The following is a 15,902-nucleotide window of genomic DNA, read 5'->3' as shown; positions in this document are numbered from 1 at the left end:
CCGCAACCCCTTTTCACACAACTCCTACGAGCAGTATGAGCTTAACAGCGGGTTAATGCCGACGCAAAGCTTTCGGCGGTACAAAGTTAACGGCACGTAGAATCCCGGAGACTTAACCGTGACTTACGGGATTGGATGCAGTGCTGGACGGATTGCTTCGGATCACTTGCGTGTCAAATCGAAACGGATTCGCTTGGCATACACGCGCAATGTTTCCGAATGATGCGACGTGGGGTTGTCACATCGCCATTCACATACGAGCCATGCTCGGACCGGCGGGATGCAGCGCACAGGGCTCGCCTCCAATGGTCGATCTTCGCGGCACCTCCGCATCAAGGCGGAGGTCGAGCGATCAAGCGATCGAACGTGTCCCGCCGGCGGCCGCGATCGCCCCGTCGCTCGAACGGCGCCCATGCGATGCATTCAGGAGCTGCCGGATGCGGATTGCGGGGACGGGCCGGCTGAACAGATAGCCCTGCGCTTCGGTGACCGTGCCGTCGGCGCTGACCAGTTCGAGCTGCTCGTTGGTCTCGATGCCCTCCACCACCACGGACATGCCGAGATCGGCGGACAATCTTGCGACACCGCGCAACAGAGTCAGCGGCCGATCGCTGTCGATGCCTTCGAGGAAAGAGCGATCGATCTTGACCTTCTCCAACGGGAAGTTGTGCAAATAGCTGAGGCTGGAATAGCCGGTGCCGAAATCGTCGAGCGAAATGCGGACCCCGAGCATGTGCAGCTGCGACAGCACATCGTGGGTGAGCTGGGTGTTGCGCAACAGCGAGGATTCGGTGATCTCGATCTCGAGCCGATGCGGCGGCAGCCCGGACACTTCCAGCGCGTAGCGGACCTCACTGAGCACATCGCGCTGATGGAACTGCTGCGGCGAGAAGTTGACGGCGACGCTGACCGCATCCGGCCATTTCATGCATTCCAGGCAGGCCTTGCGCAGGATCCAGCGGCCGAGATCGACGATCAGGCCCATGTCCTCGGCGACGGGAATGATGTCGACCGGCGAGACCGTCCCGCGCACCGGGTGGTTCCAGCGCAGTAGCGCCTCGCAGGTGGAGATCTTGCCGGACTTCAGGTTGACCAGCGGCTGGTAGAACAGCTCGAACTCCTCGTTCGCCAGCGCCTTGCGCAGGTCGAGCTCGAGGATGCGGCGTGCTTCCACCGTCTGGGCGAGCTCGTCGCGGAAGAAGCAGAAGGTGCCACGTCCCTCCGCCTTGGCGCGGTACAGCGCCATGTCGGCATTCTTCAGCAGGGTGTCGGCGCTGATCCCCGGCGCGGTCATCGCGATGCCGACGCTGGCGCCGATCTCGACCAGGTGATTGTCGATCTTGTAGCGCTCGCTGAGCTGATCGACGATCCGGCGCGCCAGCATCGCGGCGTCGTCGTTGGAGCGGATGTTGCGCTGGAACACCACGAACTCGTCGCCGCCGAAGCGCGCGACGAAGTCTTCCGGACGCAGCATGTCGCGCAGCCGCTCGGAGACCGCGCAGAGCAGTTGATCGCCGCAGGGATGGCCGAGCGTGTCGTTGACCTGCTTGAAGCGGTCGAGATCGACGAACAGCAGCGCGGACAATTCGCCGTGCCGCTGCGGAATCCTGAGCAGCCGTTCGATCTCGTCGCGGAAGCTGACGCGGTTCGGCAAGGTCGTGAGCTCGTCGTAGCGCGCCAGATGCGAGATGCGCGCCTCGGCATGCCGTCGCTCGGTGATGTCCTCGAGCAGGACCACGGCGCCGCCGTCGGCCATCGGCTGGAAGGTCCAGGACAGCGACCGGTCGCGCGCGACGTCGGGATCGCTCGTGATGACATTATGGGTCTTGGTGTGCTCGATCTCGGCCAGGATCAGCCGGCCGCTCGAGGCGGAGATCGAGCCTGCGATCACGCAGGCGTTGATGATGTCGGCCGCCTTGCCGCCACGCTGCAGGATGTCATCCGGCAGGCTCATCATCTGGCCGAAGCGATGGTTCATCACGGCCAGACGCCCGTCGGAGCGGAACATGCACAGGCCGTGCGGCATGTTGTTCAGGGCCGTATCGAACTGCTTGGCCAGTGCAGCCTCGCTTTCGCGCGCCACGAAGGCCTGGACGAAGATCCGCTGCAAGTTGGTCGAGATGTGCTTCAGCGACAGGAAGAACAGCACGCAGAACGCCGCCATGCCCAGGTAATAAGGGCTGCCGTGGATCGCGAGAGCCACTGCGAGCGGTCCGCAGGCGAGCAGGATCTGGACGTGGAAGATCCAGGGCCGCCCGTAGGTCCGGCCTGCGCCCGCCGACATGTAGCAGAGCGTCACCGTGATCGCGATCAGGTGCACCACCGGGTCGCTGTTGTCGACCAGGGCGACCACGCACCAAATGCCGAGCACCAGCGCATAGATCATGGCGCCGATCTGATAGCGAACCTCCCAGCGCTCGACCGCCGTCTGCGTGAGGCGGCCGGCGTCGCACAGGCTCCGATAGTAGCGCATGTCGAGCGAGCGGAACGCTCCTGCGATGATCAGCATCGCGGCACACGGCCACAGATTGACGTCGCCGCTCTTGATCGCGGTCATGACGGCGGCGACGGCAGCGCAGAGTGCGCCGGCGAACATCGGGCCGGGATCCTGGAAGAGGGAGTCGACGAGAGCCGCCTGGATCGCAGGCGACAACTTTCGATCGTCTTCTCCGTTCTGAGTGGCAAGCTGCATTCGTGCGCACGCGTCCTGTTCGGTGCGCAACATTACCGTTCGCAGGTGAAGTCTTTCTGAGGGAACATCGTTAGCAGAGCGTTTCCGCACTCGCGAAGTGATCGGATTCGCTCGAAAATTCAGCCAACTAGGCAAACACTACCCGGTTGCTGCAACGAATGGTTCCATATTTTACGGGAACACGCATCGCGCGACTCGAAAAATCGCGTCCACCACGACGTGAGCGGGCCCAGAGGCTCGCTCGCCGTCACGACAGCAGCGGCGACCAGGCCGGATCCGAGGCGAAGCCCGGCGTCGGCACCTTCTGCTCGAAGCGGCCGGAGACGTCGATCGAATACAGCGACGGGCCGGCGGTGCCGCCGGGGTCACGGAAGAACATCAGCACGCGGCCGTTGGGCGAGAAGGTCGGCCCTTCGTTGTGGAAGCCGGCGGTGAGGATGCGCTCGCCCGAGCCATCCGTCTTCATGATGCCGATCGCGAACTGGCCGCCACCCTGCTTGGTGAACGCGATGTAGTCGCCGCGCGGCGACCACACCGGCGTCGAGTAGCTGCCCTCGCCGAACGAGATGCGCTGCGCGGCGCCGCCACTGGAGGCCATCACATAGATCTGCGGCTTGCCGCCGCGATCGCTCTCGAAGCAGATCTGGCTGCCGTCCGGCGAGTAGCACGGCGAGGTGTCGATCGCCGGCGTGTCGGTGAGACGCGTCGTCGTGCGCGAGCGCAGGTCCATCACGAACAGGTTGGAGTTGCCGCCCTGCTGCAGGCTGAGGATGATGCGCTGGCCGTCCGGCGAGAACCGCGGCGAGAACGACATGCCCGGGAAGTTGCCGACGATCTCGCGCTGGCCGGTCTCGATGTTGAACAGATAGACCCGCGGGTCGCCCTGCCCGAACTCCATGTAGGTGATTTCCTGGCTCGACGGCGAGAATCGCGGCGTCAGCACGAGGTCGGCGCCGCGGGTCAGATAGCGGACGTTGGCGCCGTCCTGATCCATCAGCGCCAGCCGCTTGACGCGCCGCTCCGACGGCCCGCTCTCGTCGACGAACACCACGCGGCTGTCGAAATAGCCCTTCTCGCCGGTCATCTGCGTGTAGATCTGATCGGAGATGATATGGGCGATGCGCCGCCAATACTCCGGCGCCGTCACATATTGCTGCCCGGTGAGCTGCTGGCCTGAGTTCGGGTCCCACAGCCGAAACTCGGCCTTCAGGCGCCCGTCCGGCTGCCGCGTCGCGCGGCCGGTCACGAGCCCGGTGAGGTTGAGCGGCTTCCAGCTGGCGAACTGCGGCGGCGCCTCGAAATTGCTGATGCGCTCGGGAAACGCAGCCGGGTCGACCGGCGCGAACAGGCCGCTGCGCTTCAGATTGTTCGTGATCACCTGCGCGATGCCGTTGCCGACATCGGCATCGCCCGCACCGCCGGGAACGAAGGGCGGAATCGCGATCGGGATCGGCTTGAACTCGCCGGGATTGATCTGCAGACGCTGCTGAGCGAAGGCGGGTCCCGCGCCCCACGCCGCCATCGCGGCTCCTCCGGCCAGCAGAACCTGGCGCCGCGTGGTGAATCCAGTCTTGCGCGTTGGAGGTGTCGTCAAGTTCGGCCTCGCATCGAATTCATCATTTTGAGATTGAATGTCGTCGGGATCAACTTCCACTCATTGTACCGGTTCTTCGGCAGAAACGCGTAGGGCGCGCAGTTCTCGACCGCACGCTTCGCGCTATCCGCCATCGCCGCGCTCACCCGCGGCGGCCCTCGCGTTCCCGCGACCGAGGGGACGGCGGCCAGCGAGCCGTCGGGACGGAGTTGGATGTCGATATCGACTTCGATCTTGTCTTCATCGACGCCGTTATAAGGCGTCGTGAAGCAGCGCGTGACCGCCTCCTGGAAGGCGGCCTGCCAGCTCGCGACATTGCTCTCCGCCGTGCCATGAACAGCGCCGAGCGCGGCGTTGGCGTTCAGCTCCGAACCCGTCACGGCCTGGCGCGTCGGGTCCTTCTGATTGATCAGGCTCGCCATCTTCTCGGCGTCGAACTTGCGCTCGCTCTTGTGCTTGGGCGGCTCAGGCGGCGCCGCGGCGGCCTGCTGCGGCTTCGGCGGATGCTTCGTCTTGTCCTTGTTGAGCATGCTGGCGATCTGGTCCGGATTGAACGGATCCGGCTTCTTCTCTTCCGGCTTCGGCTTCTCGGCCGGCGCGGGCTTCGGCGGCTCCGGCTTCTTCTCGGCGACGGGCTTAGGCGTATCAGGCTGCTTCTCGACCGGCTTCGGCGGGTCGGGCTTCTTCTCGACCGGCTTCTCCGGCTTGGGCAGCGGCTCGGGCGCAGCATCGGTCTCGGTGACCTGCTTGGTATCGACCTTGCCGACGATGTCCTCGGTCGGCTTCTTCTCGCCGATCTTGTCGGCCAGCAGCTTCTGGGCTTCCTTCTTGCCGGTCAGGGCGCCGGCCTTGGCCTTCGAGCTGTTGTCCTCCGAGATCACGTCGACCGGCACCAGGTCCTCCGGCGGCGCCACCATCGAGCGCGCGGAGAAGCTGAACAGACCCCAGCACAGCACGAGCACGTGCAGGGCGACGGACAGCACCGTCCCCTTGCGCGTGCGCACGAACCGGATGAGGTCTTTCGACGTCATGAGCCCTGATCCGGCAGCACGACGATGCTGGCGCGATAGCCGGCGTCGCGCGCCAGTCCCAGCACCTTCATCATGTCGGAGTAGCAGGCGTCACGGTCGCCGCGGATCTTGACGACGTTGTCGGCGCCGCCGGCGCCCGCATCCTTCATCGCCTTGATCTTCGGCCCGAGCTCGTTGATCGCGATCGGCGAGTCGCCGAGATACACGTCGACCTTCGACGCGCAGCCGCCGCCGGTCTTCTTCACGGTCACCTCGAGCGGCGGCTTGGCGTCGGCCGTCGAGGCCGAGCCGCCTTGCGCCTGGGGCAGGTCGACCTGGATGTTGACGGTGAGCAGCGGCGCTGCGACCATGAAGATGATCAGCAGCACCAGCATGACGTCGACCATCGGCGTGACGTTGATCTCCGCCATCACGGCCGCCTTGCGCCGACCGCGGCGACCACTGCCGCCGGACGCGCTGCCCATGCTCATGCCCATGCTGTGGTACTCACGATCCGGATGCCACTATACCTGCCCTCATCCCCGCTCGTCGATCTGACGGGACAAGATGGCGGAAAATTCATCTGCGAAGCCTTCCAGCCGCTGCGCCTGCCGGTTCACCTCCGAAGAGAACTTGTTGTAGAAAATCGTCGCCGGGATGGCCGCGATCAGGCCGATGGCGGTGGCGAACAGCGCCTCCGCGATGCCCGGGGCGACCACCGCCAGCGAGGTGTTCTTGGAGGCCGCGATCGCCTGGAAGCTGGTCATGATGCCCCAGACCGTGCCGAACAGGCCGACGAACGGGCCGGCGGAGCCGACCGTGGCGAGCACCAGGAGACGGCGTTCCAGCCGCTCGACCTCGCGCGCGATCGAGACGTTCATCACCTTCTCGATGCGCATCTGCAGGCCGGCGAAGGAGCGCGCATGGCCCTCGAACGAGCGCTTCCACTCCCGCATCGCCGCCACGAAGCACGCCGCCATGGATTGCGTCGGCTTCGCCGACAGCACCCGGTACAGCTCCTCGATCGATTCCCCGGACCAGAAGGCCTGCTCGAACCGGTCCATCGAGCGGCGGGTGCGTGAAAACAGGAACATCTTGTCGATCGCGATCGCCCAGACCCAGATCGAGCAGGAGATCAGGCCGAGCATGATGATCCGGACCACCCAGCCGGCATTGCCGAACAGATCGATCAGGGACAGGCCGCCGCTATCGACAGACATCTGCAAATATCCTCTCAACCAATCATCCCGGGACGCCCGGGACCATGCAGCCGCCGTTCCATGCCGGATGCTGTCGCGGCGGAAAGCGCCTGCGCGAGAAAACCCTGAACTGATCGCTTTAAGAGGCCCGCCGAAGCCATAAGCGGCCTGCTTCCTCTGCCAACGTGTCAAAACAAGGGCTCTTGGCGCGCGTAAGCGCCCCTTAACCAAACCCCGTCCGGGGTTAAGGCGGGGTTACCGCGGAGTATTGCGGAGGTCAAAGGTCCAGCCGGACCAGCCAGATAGAGCCTTTGTGATCAGCCGCTTGACCATTTTGGCCGGCGTCGGCAGCGGCCAGCCGCCGCAGCCGGACGGTAACGGGAAACGCAAAACGCCCGCCGGCGGGGAACCGCAGGCGGGCGTCTTGTGCCGTCAGGGCGGGGGCTGAAAGCCCTGCGGCGTCAGGGTGAGGGGCGATCAGCTCGAGGGCTGGTCGTTCGGCGGGGTCGCCGGACGCGGCTTGTGCTGGGCCATGAACGCGTCGAACTCTTCCTTGTCCTTGGCGTGGCGCAACCGGGTCAGGAAGTCGCGGAACTCCTGCTGCTCCTCCTCGAGCCGGCGCAGGGTCTCCATGCGGTATTCATCGAAGGCGCGGTTGCCGCTCGACGACGGCGCCGAGAACCCGAAGCCGAAGCCGCGGCGCTCCATCTTGTCGCGCATGCGGTCCATCTTCCACTGCATCCGCTCCATCTTGTTCGACCAGCGATCACCGCCGTTCCAGCACGCCATCTTTCTGCTCCCGAGTGTGAAAAAGAGAAGGGCAAGTCCGATCGGCCACCAGATGATGAAGCCGAGCACGGTCACGGCGATCCAGCCGGGATGCCAGGGCGACTCCATCATGTGGGGCCGGTACCTCTGCTCCTCCTCCGAACCGCGCCAACGATTGACATCTGCGGTGTAGGCCATCTCCCTCTCCATTCGCGGCGCCATGCCGTGTGAATGTAAATAACATTTACATAGCTAGACCAACCCGGGATTTTGTCAAGGCGACCGCCTGACGCGTCGCCCGAATTATTTTTCGCTCGTCTTTGAACCTTATTTCGGGCGGCCCCAGGGCCCTGCCGGCTTGTCGTCGTCCGGCAGCGGCGGCGGCTCGGCGGCGGAGGACCCGGCAGGCCGGCGATCGGTGGGGAAGCCGAGCCCACGCAGATAGATCAGCACCTCGGCTTCCAGCAGCTCCTCGGGCGACATCGGCAGCTTGCGCCGGGCGGCGTCGCCACGGGCGAACAGCGAGGCGATGCCGTGCGCCATCGACCAGATGTGCAGCGCCATCATCATCGCCGGTGGCCGCGGCACGCCAGGCGGCGCCAGCGCCGCCAGCCGCTCGGCCGCGGCGCGGATCACGCCGAACGCCCGCTCGCCGGCCGCCAGCAGGCCCGCCGTGGAGTCGGCCGGCACACCGGATTCGAACATCGCCGAATAGAACGCTGGCTCCGCGCGGGCGAAAGCGAGATAGGCCTTGCCGACGCGCTCGAACGCCGTAACGGTATCGGGGCGGCCATCGTCCCACGCCGCAGAGAGTTGGGATTCGAACTGCTCGAAGCCGCGCTGGGCGATGCTCGACAGCAACTCGTCGCGGTCACGGAAATGCCGGTACGGCGCGGCCGGGCTGACGCCGGCCATGCGGGCGGCGTCGGCGAAGGTGAAGCCGGCGGCGCCCTTCTGCGCGATCAGGTCGAGCGCCGCCTGCAGCAGCGCCTCCTTGAGGTTGCCGTGATGATAGCCGCGCTCGGCGCGGCGCTGCTCCTTGCGCCAGCTCATGTGAAGGGCTTTTACATGAGCCGGACGAAAAGACGCCAGAGACTTTTCGAACGTGCCGACAGTCACCGACTACCGCCGACATTGACGGAGCGCTTACGTCCCCCGTCCCCGGCGTCGATGAACTTGCTCAGGCGCCTGCGGCTGTCCGCAGTCCTGCGGCCGGCCCCCGGCGTCCCGGCGCGCAGGCTTGCCCAAATGTAGTTGACCAGGAAACAAAATCCATTTAGTTTCCTTGTCAACCACATGGCGATCACATGACCCCCGTCTCGGACCTGACTGACCATACCGGCTTCTGGATGCGGATGGTGTCGAACGCGGTGTCGCAGGAATTCGCGCGGAAGGTCGCGGCCGAGGGGGTCACGGTTGCGGAATGGTCGTTCATGCGGGCGCTCTACGACCAAGGCCCGATGCCCCCCTCCGTTCTGGCGCAGCGGATGGGCCTGACCCGGGGGGCGGTCAGCAAGCTTGCGGATCGGCTTCTGAGCAAAGGCCTGATCGCGCGAACGGAGAACCCGGAAGACAAGCGCGGGCACCGCCTCGCTTTGACGGCCGAGGGACGGTTCAAGGTGCCCGTGCTTGCCGCGCTGGCCGATGCGAACGACGCAGCCTATTTCGGCGTGCTCAGCAAAGGCGAGCACCACACGCTCAACCGCCTGCTGAAGGCGCTCGCCGAACGACGCGGCCTCAAGACGATCCCGTTGGACTGAACGCACTCGATTCATCGAAGGACGCCGATATGGACACGGACCGGATTTCCATTGCCAAGACATGCCTCAATGCTGCCCACGATGGCAGCCTGAGCTTTCCGGAAATCGTCGGCCGGCTGATGGCTGCCGGATTCGAGAGCTACACCGTCGACTATCGCTGCAACACCCAGACCTGCTATTTGCCCGACGGCGACCATGCGACGCTCGCGATGCAGCCGTCAGCCGGACGCGTCGCGCCCGCCTTCGATGCCCGGGAGATCGCGCATCTGGTGCGATGGGCGCAGGCAAATCCCGCCGACTACAACTACGTGGCCTTCTGCGAGAAGGCGAAAGCCGCCGGCTGCGCCGGCTACCTGGTGTCGTTTGCCGGCCGCCGCGTGGTCTATTTCGGCCGCACCGCCGAGACGCATGTCGAGCATTTTCCCGCTTGAGAACGTACGCGCGGCAAAGGCCGCGCGTCCTCGCCACTGGAAACTATCCGCCGCCCGGGATCGGCAGCACCGGCATGATCTCGACCCGCTCGCCCGGGAAGATCGCAAAATGCGGATGGTTCACGAACATCTTCGCCGCATCCTCATGCGAGGCGGCGCGGACCACGGTGAACGCGCCCATTTCGTTGGCGATGTCGTTGACGCCGCCCTTGTCGACCCGCTTGGTCTTGCCGAGCGGCCCGCCCATCGCGAGGATCGCGTCCTTGTACTGGTCGACCCAGGCATGCCAGGCCGCCATGCCCTGCTGTCCCCTGGCATTGCGCTCCGTCTCGGACAGCGCCTCCCAGGCTTTCGAGGCCGGACTGGTCTTGCTGCCGAGAAAGACGGCGAGATAGGTGTTGCTGTTGTCGCTCATTGCACTTCCCTCTCCTGCTGTGAAACGGATCGATCAGACACGGCCGGCATGCGGCAGCTCGGCGAAGCCGGCCGCGGCCTGCTGCACCTCCTCGGAAAAGTCCGCCATCTCCTGGACCTGGCGAATCTCGATGATCTCGTTGTCCGCGGCCGGGCACTGCCTGGCCCAGGCGATCGCCTCGTCGCGCGACGCGACCTCGATCATCCAATAGCCGCCGAGCACCTCCTTGGCCTCCGCGAACGGGCCGTCCGTCACCACAGGCTTGCCGCCCGCGAACGAGACCCGCGCCCCCATCGACGGCGGATGCAGGCCCTCCAGCGTGATCAGCACGCCAGCCTCCTTCAGCGCCTCGTTGTAGCGCATCATCGCCTTGACCCGCTCGGGATCGAGCTCCACGTCGGGCGGCGCGCTCTCATAGCCGAGCGGGATCATCAGCATCATGAATCGCATCCGCGTTTCTCCTCTCCTGATCAGGGTCGCGGTTCAGCCCTTGGCGGCCTGCGCACGCAGCCGTTCGATCCGCGCGCGCAATTCGGGCGTGAACGTCTCGCCGAAATCCTCCGGTGCATAGACCTGCCGGATCTCGATCTGGCCGCCCGGGAGCGGCGCGCGCTTCATGTGCTCGATCACCTGGTCGAGCGAGCCGGCCTTGATCATCCAGAAACCGGCGGCGAGATCGCCGGAGAGGTCGAATGGACCGCGCGCGACGCTCGGCGTCCCGTTCGAGAAGTCGATCCGCGCGCCCTTCGCGGTCGGATGCAGGCCCTCGCCCGCCTCCATCATGCCGGCCTTGACCAATTCCTCATTGAATCGGCCCATCGCCGCGAACTCCTCGGTGGTCGGCAGGATTCCGGCTTCCGTGTCCCGGGTCGCCTTCACGATCACCATGAACCGCATGGCTTCTCTCCTGATGCTGTGCGGCAGGACTGCCCTGCCCGCATCAGTAAGACGATCCGGTCCCGGCGCCGCCGACACGCCCTCGCGATTATTTTGACCGGGTTCCCGGTTCAGCCCGCCTCTTGCGGGAACATGTGGAAATAAGGCTGGGCCTCTGCGAGCACCCGCGCCACGGATGGCCGCGCCTTGAGCCGGTCGAGATAGGCTGTGACCCCAGGCAGCCCGTCACCCAGCGGCTCGACTCTGTCGGCGTAGAACAGCGCCGGCAGGGCCGCGCAATCCGCCAGGGTGAACGGGTCGCCCATCGCCCAGCCACGCGGCGGCAGCTCGGCCTCGAGCATCGCGTAGGACGTGCGCAGCCGGCTTCGCGCGTCGGCGACGCCGAGCGGATCGCGGGCATCGGCCGGCCGCAGCCGGTCGAACACGACGGTCTGCGTCGGCATGTGCAGATAAAGGTCGAGAAAGCGATCGCGCAGACGTGTCCGCAAGGCGAGATCGGGATCATCGGGAATGAAGCGCGTCCCGCCCGCATAGTGCTGGTCGAGATATTCGATGATGATGCTCGATTCCGGAATCGTGCGCTGCTCGTCGCGCAGCACGGGAAATTTGCCGACCGGCCACAGCTTCAAGAACGCCGCGCGCTCATCCGCGTCACCGAGATTGATCAGCTTCGGCGTGAACGAAACGTCGTTCTCATACAGCGCGATCAACACCTTCCAGCAGAACGACGACAGCGGATGATAGTAAAGGGTCAGGGACATCTTAAGCTCCTGATAGGTTGGGGTGAGAACAAGTTGTTTGGTCCCGAACGCGCGGCCGCAGGACGGCGCGCTCCCGCGCCCCGTTGTTCGAGGGGGCTGAGGTGAGGGGCTGGACGGGCGGGTGCGTGAGTTGAAAGACCTGCGCTCGCCCGGGACACGGAACGCGGCGCAAGATAGGGCTCACACGTCCCGAACGGGGGCGTAGCGCGCGATGACGACGCCGTTGGACAGCGCCCGGCTGTCGATCAGGCGGAGCTTCAAGGCCTGACCCGGCTTGAACAGCGGGCGTCCGGCACCGAGCACGCGCGGATTGATCGCGATTCGAAACTCATCGATCAGGTCGGACGCCACAAGCGTCGAGGCGAGGTCCGCGCTGCCGAACAGGAACAGGTCCTTGGCATTCTCCTGCTTGAGCTTGTCGACCTCAGCCGCAAGCTGCGGACCCAGCAGATGCGCGTTCGACCATGGCAGGCGAGACAGCGTGCGGGAGGCAACATATTTGGGGATGCTGTTCATGAAGTCGGCGGTCACGCCCTTCTCCGTCGGCCAATAGCCGGCCATCAGATCGTAGGTCACCCGGCCGAACAGCAATCCGCCCGCCTCCTGCAGCTGCGTCTCGGAGATCTGCTCTAGCTCCGGGCCCCACACATCCTCGTGCCAGGAGATGTCGCCGTTCGGGCCCGCAACCATGCCGTCCAGCGTCATCATGTTCCACATCACCAGTCTCGCCATCGACGCTCCTCCCTGACTGCTTTCATTTTGCAAGCAGTTGGAGAATGCCCAGACCGGTGCAATATTGCAAGCGGTTTATATGCGATCCCTCCCAATGAGACGTCGATGTCCGACCTTCAGCGTTCCGGCTGCCCGATCAACCTTTCGCTCGAAGTGGTGGGCGACAAATGGAGCCTCTTGATCATCCGTGACATGATGTTCGGAAATCGCCGGCATTATCGCGAGCTGCTCGGCGGCTCGGAGGAAGGCATCTCCTCGAACATTCTCGCCGACCGGCTGAAGACGCTGCTCGCCGCCGGCATCATCAGCCGCGAGGACGATCCGAGCCACAAGCAGAAGGGCATCTATTCCCTGACCGAGCAGGGCATCGAGCTGCTGCCGATCCTCGCGCAGATGGCGGGCTGGGGTTACAAATATCTGCCGGTTTCAGAGGAGCTCGGCATCCGCGCCAGGCTGCTGATGGAAGGCGGGCCGAAGATGTGGGCCGAGTTCATGGATGAGCTGCGCGAGATTCATCTCGGCACGAAACGGCGCAGGAAGGCCGGGCCAAGCGTCGGTCAGCGGCTGAGGGCGGCTTACGAGAAGGTGGTTGCCGACAAGAAGGCCGCTTCGGGCAAGTCGTGATCAGACGCTCGCTTGCCGGACACGCGCATGGGACGCGCGGATCGCACGCCCCTCGATCGTCCGGAACGATGCTCCCGTCAGAACCGCGTGTTGTCGGCCCTGTAACGCGACGACCTGCGCGGCGCGCGCTCGGGGGTCTGCTCGAGCTGCGCGATCGGACGGCGATAGGTCTCGGCGCGACGCAGCCAGCCCGCCTCCCACACGCGGTTCGAGGGTAGATTGCGCACCCGCTGCTGCAGCACGACCTGCACCGCGTCGGAATATTCGGCGAGCACGGCCTTGGACTCGGTCGTGGTTCCGTTCATCTTGAGCAGCACCTGCTTGAGACCCCAGCCCTGGCGCTGGCCCGTCTCCTTGTCCACGGCGGTCTCGGATGGGTTGGTGCCCTCGCCCTTGAAGTTGATGTAGTCGATCAGCGGATAGAGATCGTTCGAGGCGCGGACGACTCGCGAATACTGCGCGACGATGTGCTCGCGTTCGGCGCTGTCGGGCGTGTTGGCGAGGATCTTGTCCATTGCGCCTTGCGCACGCGCCACCAGGAACTGCGTCTGCTCCGCAATCGTGTCGAGCAGGAACTGCCGCAATTGCCGCATTTGCGGCGAGTTGAAATTCCGCTTGAAGTCGGCCCGGCTGGTCCAGGGGCATGCCGGAGTCGGCGTCTTGTCGAGCCATGCAGGCAACGGCGTCTTGCCCTTGCGCAGAAATGCGATCAGCCCCGGAAAGCCCTCCTCATACGGCGGCTTCGCGGTGGCCGGATACCAGATGAAATGCCCGATTCCCAGCGAGGCGAATTCTTCACCCGCATTCCACGACGTGATCGCGTCGCGCCGTCCCCCGGCCTCGTTGAGCCAGATCTTGCGGCCGATCATCTGCGCGACGTCGGCCGGCAGCGCGCGCTGAGGCACCGACAGATTCTTCGTGGTCTTGGCGTCGCCCTTGCGCTCGGCCGCGACCGGCTTCGCAGGCTCGGTCGATGGCACGACCACCTTCGGAGCCGGCGTCTGCACGTCCGACGGCCGCCCCACCGTCTCGGGCTCCGCGGTCTGCGGCTGCGGCGGCGGCGCGACATCGTGCGCGGCCTGCTCGGTCTCTGCCGGTTTCGCAGCAACGCTGCCATCCGCTCCGGCGGCGCCGGACGCCGCGAGCCCGAGGACAATGCACGACAACAGCAACGCGCCGCACCCGCGCCTCAGACCATTCGACCCGTGCGCCGAAGCGTGCAGCTCCGTGGTTCTGACGAGAGTGATTCGCCGGCTGATGAATAGATCGCCCATGTCGATTCTACCGAGACTCTAAAACTCTACGCTACCGGTTCAGATTCGTCCCGGACACGTCCGAGAGCGACCCGACGACGGGCAAATCAGCCGACGGCGGGACTGTCCAATTCCACGGGGGAATGCGCCTTGGCAGGCTGTGGCGCGGCCGCGACACCGCCCGTGCCACGGAGCTCTTTTCGTGAAGACTTTCAAGTCGATTACCCTTGTCCAGTCCTACCCGTAAAGATAGTTCTATTTCGCCTTTCCAGAATTCACGCTCTTTTAGCCACGTCCTATTCCCGATCGAGAGGGACGTTTCGCGATCGTCACGAACGTGGGGAGCAGGATGCGGTGGACGCGTCGATGTTGCAGCGTGGAGCATGATTCGGAACCGGAGGCCGTTGACACGCATTGCGCCACAGCTTTCCGACAAGATCATGCTCATATGAGGACACGCAGACGAACAACGCGGCGCGTACGGCGAAATCGTGTGGTCCTGTCATCCCGATGCTGATGCCGTGTCCGATGCATGAACGCATTGTGGCGGAAACGGGGGCAAGACAGCCGGTCCCCGGGGAGAGCGCGTAGAAGCCGTCAGACCATCGCGCAGGGAGGCCGTGATGTCTCAGCAGAACCTTGTGGTTCCTGCCCCGTGCATTTTTCCCGCCGGGAGCCATGGGGCGGCGAGCTCCCGGTCTTCCCTGCTCCCTCCGATCGGGAGGGAGACCAAGGCGAGCACGACTCGGATGCTTTGACACCGCGAAAACGCGAACCGATGTGCCCGCTGCTACCCCTGGCTGTTTGACAACGCCCACGAACTTCGCTGGCTATACGCGTCGCGTGGAGCTGGATTGAACGTACACTGACAGATGTGACGGCCTTCACAGCCGATCCGCGCAGCGCATGTTAGGACTCAACGACGAGAAGAGCCGGACTGCCGGCCCGAGGAGTCGACCCCTGTGACGGAAACATCGACGACGACGTTGACTGACAAGGTCGCCCTGATCACCGGGGCGGCACGCGGCATCGGGCTGGCGACAGCAAAGAGATTTCTGCATGAGGGCTGGCGCGTGGCGCTTCTCGACATCGAGAAGACGCTGCTCGACGACGCCACATCGGCACTCAAATCCCCCGATCGAACGCTCGCGCTGCATTGCGACGTCGCGGACGCGGCGATGGTCGCCGATGCGTTGGCGCGCATTGCCGGCCGATTCGGTCGTCTCGATGCGCTGGTCAACAATGCCGGCGTGGCGCGCTTCGCCCCGATCATGGAAACCAGCGAAGCCGACTGGCAACGCATCCTCGACGTCAACCTGACCGGGCCGTTTCTGTGCACGCGCGCCGCGGTGCCACTGATGCGCGAGCACGGCGGCACCATCGTCAACATCACCTCGATTTCGGCCGTCCGCGCCTCCACGCTGCGCTCCGCCTACGGCACCAGCAAGGCGGCGCTGGCGCATCTGACCAAGCAGCTCGCGGTCGAGCTCGCGTCCGCCGGCATCCGCGTCAACGCGGTGGCGCCGGGCCCGGTGGAGACCGCGATGGCCAAGGACGTGCACACGCCGGAGATCCGCGCCGACTATCACGACGCCATTCCGCTCAATCGTTACGGCCTCGAGGACGAGCTCGCCGAGGCCATCTTGTTTCTCAGCTCCGAACGCTCCAGCTATATCACCGGACAGATCCTGGCCGTCGATGGCGGCTTCGATGCCGCGGGAATCGGATTGCCGACCTTGCGCGGCCAACGCAGGAACACATGAAAC

At 65.0% G+C, this 15,902-nt stretch carries 17 protein-coding genes; 4 read left to right on the top strand and 13 right to left on the bottom strand.

Translation table 11 applies throughout. The features are described 5' to 3' along the window. Nucleotides 1-352 precede the first annotated feature (352 nt). The 7 genes from ACQR1D_RS06025 to ACQR1D_RS05995 all read right to left on the bottom strand — a co-directional run bounded on the left by ACQR1D_RS06025 (nucleotide 353) and on the right by ACQR1D_RS05995 (nucleotide 8,316). Nucleotides 353-2,692, bottom strand: coding sequence for a putative bifunctional diguanylate cyclase/phosphodiesterase (locus ACQR1D_RS06025; protein ID WP_434839576.1), 2,340 nt, complete (start codon nucleotides 2,690-2,692; stop codon nucleotides 353-355). A 247-nt stretch (nucleotides 2,693-2,939) separates the two neighbouring features. After that, on the bottom strand, nucleotides 2,940-4,214 hold the full coding sequence (tolB, locus tag ACQR1D_RS06020) for a Tol-Pal system beta propeller repeat protein TolB (RefSeq protein WP_315802857.1): 1,275 nt from the start codon (nucleotides 4,212-4,214) through the stop codon (nucleotides 2,940-2,942). 68 nt (nucleotides 4,215-4,282) lie between these two features. Further along, the gene (locus tag ACQR1D_RS06015; RefSeq protein WP_315802587.1) at nucleotides 4,283-5,317 is read right to left on the bottom strand and encodes a cell envelope integrity protein TolA; all 1,035 of its coding nucleotides are present in this window, start codon (nucleotides 5,315-5,317) and stop codon (nucleotides 4,283-4,285) included. After that, entirely contained in the window at nucleotides 5,314-5,793 is a 480-nt protein-coding gene (locus tag ACQR1D_RS06010; RefSeq protein WP_315802586.1) for a biopolymer transporter ExbD, read from the bottom strand. The genes ACQR1D_RS06015 and ACQR1D_RS06010 overlap by 4 nt, the downstream gene beginning before the upstream one ends. Nucleotides 5,794-5,832: 39 nt before the next feature. Next, the gene (gene tolQ / locus ACQR1D_RS06005; RefSeq protein WP_315717584.1) at nucleotides 5,833-6,516 is read right to left on the bottom strand and encodes a protein TolQ; all 684 of its coding nucleotides are present in this window, start codon (nucleotides 6,514-6,516) and stop codon (nucleotides 5,833-5,835) included. Between the two features lie 456 nt (nucleotides 6,517-6,972). Continuing rightward, nucleotides 6,973-7,461, bottom strand: coding sequence for a DUF2852 domain-containing protein (locus ACQR1D_RS06000; RefSeq protein ID WP_315802585.1), 489 nt, complete (start codon nucleotides 7,459-7,461; stop codon nucleotides 6,973-6,975). A gap of 129 nt (nucleotides 7,462-7,590) precedes the next feature. Continuing rightward, nucleotides 7,591-8,316 (bottom strand): TetR/AcrR family transcriptional regulator, encoded by a 726-nt coding sequence (locus ACQR1D_RS05995; protein WP_315802584.1) that lies wholly within the window; start codon nucleotides 8,314-8,316, stop codon nucleotides 7,591-7,593. A gap of 254 nt (nucleotides 8,317-8,570) precedes the next feature. Between ACQR1D_RS05995 and ACQR1D_RS05990 the strand changes: the two genes are divergently transcribed. Together ACQR1D_RS05990 and ACQR1D_RS05985 are read left to right on the top strand one after the other, a co-directional pair. After that, nucleotides 8,571-9,023, top strand: coding sequence for a MarR family winged helix-turn-helix transcriptional regulator (locus tag ACQR1D_RS05990; RefSeq protein ID WP_434839575.1), 453 nt, complete (start codon nucleotides 8,571-8,573; stop codon nucleotides 9,021-9,023). Nucleotides 9,024-9,052: 29 nt separating this feature from the next. Continuing rightward, on the top strand, nucleotides 9,053-9,454 hold the full coding sequence (locus ACQR1D_RS05985; RefSeq protein ID WP_434893475.1) for a DUF1398 domain-containing protein: 402 nt from the start codon (nucleotides 9,053-9,055) through the stop codon (nucleotides 9,452-9,454). Between the two features lie 43 nt (nucleotides 9,455-9,497). Here ACQR1D_RS05985 and ACQR1D_RS05980 read toward each other — a convergent pair whose 3' ends face one another. From ACQR1D_RS05980 to ACQR1D_RS05960, 5 genes are all read right to left on the bottom strand, one after another. Next, a complete protein-coding gene (locus ACQR1D_RS05980; protein WP_315802581.1) occupies nucleotides 9,498-9,869 on the bottom strand; it encodes a hypothetical protein in 372 nt (123 codons plus the stop codon). 33 nt (nucleotides 9,870-9,902) lie between these two features. After that, a complete protein-coding gene (locus ACQR1D_RS05975; RefSeq protein WP_434839573.1) occupies nucleotides 9,903-10,319 on the bottom strand; it encodes a YciI family protein in 417 nt (138 codons plus the stop codon). Nucleotides 10,320-10,352: 33 nt separating this feature from the next. Beyond that, nucleotides 10,353-10,766, bottom strand: a complete 414-nt coding sequence (locus ACQR1D_RS05970) for a YciI family protein (RefSeq protein WP_434839572.1) — start codon at nucleotides 10,764-10,766, stop codon at nucleotides 10,353-10,355. Nucleotides 10,767-10,876: 110 nt separating this feature from the next. Next, on the bottom strand, nucleotides 10,877-11,527 hold the full coding sequence (locus tag ACQR1D_RS05965) for a glutathione S-transferase family protein (RefSeq protein WP_315802578.1): 651 nt from the start codon (nucleotides 11,525-11,527) through the stop codon (nucleotides 10,877-10,879). Between the two features lie 180 nt (nucleotides 11,528-11,707). Next, a complete protein-coding gene (locus ACQR1D_RS05960) occupies nucleotides 11,708-12,259 on the bottom strand; it encodes a dihydrofolate reductase family protein (protein ID WP_315802577.1) in 552 nt (183 codons plus the stop codon). Between the two features lie 105 nt (nucleotides 12,260-12,364). On the opposite strand from ACQR1D_RS05960, the gene ACQR1D_RS05955 reads away from it, so the two are divergent. Continuing rightward, a complete protein-coding gene (locus ACQR1D_RS05955; protein ID WP_315802576.1) occupies nucleotides 12,365-12,883 on the top strand; it encodes a winged helix-turn-helix transcriptional regulator in 519 nt (172 codons plus the stop codon). A 77-nt stretch (nucleotides 12,884-12,960) separates the two neighbouring features. On the opposite strand, the gene ACQR1D_RS05950 is transcribed toward ACQR1D_RS05955, so the two are convergent. After that, nucleotides 12,961-14,157 (bottom strand): hypothetical protein, encoded by a 1,197-nt coding sequence (locus ACQR1D_RS05950; RefSeq protein WP_434839571.1) that lies wholly within the window; start codon nucleotides 14,155-14,157, stop codon nucleotides 12,961-12,963. A 941-nt stretch (nucleotides 14,158-15,098) separates the two neighbouring features. On the opposite strand from ACQR1D_RS05950, the gene ACQR1D_RS05945 reads away from it, so the two are divergent. Then, nucleotides 15,099-15,899, top strand: a complete 801-nt coding sequence (locus ACQR1D_RS05945) for an SDR family NAD(P)-dependent oxidoreductase (protein WP_315717595.1) — start codon at nucleotides 15,099-15,101, stop codon at nucleotides 15,897-15,899. Nucleotides 15,900-15,902: the final 3 nt, after the last annotated feature.

Origin of the sequence: Bradyrhizobium sp. HKCCYLRH2047, from assembly GCF_051168175.1 — a bacterium.
Lineage (GTDB): Bacteria > Pseudomonadota > Alphaproteobacteria > Rhizobiales > Xanthobacteraceae > Bradyrhizobium.
This window is presented reverse-complemented; position numbering and strand designations above follow the sequence as displayed.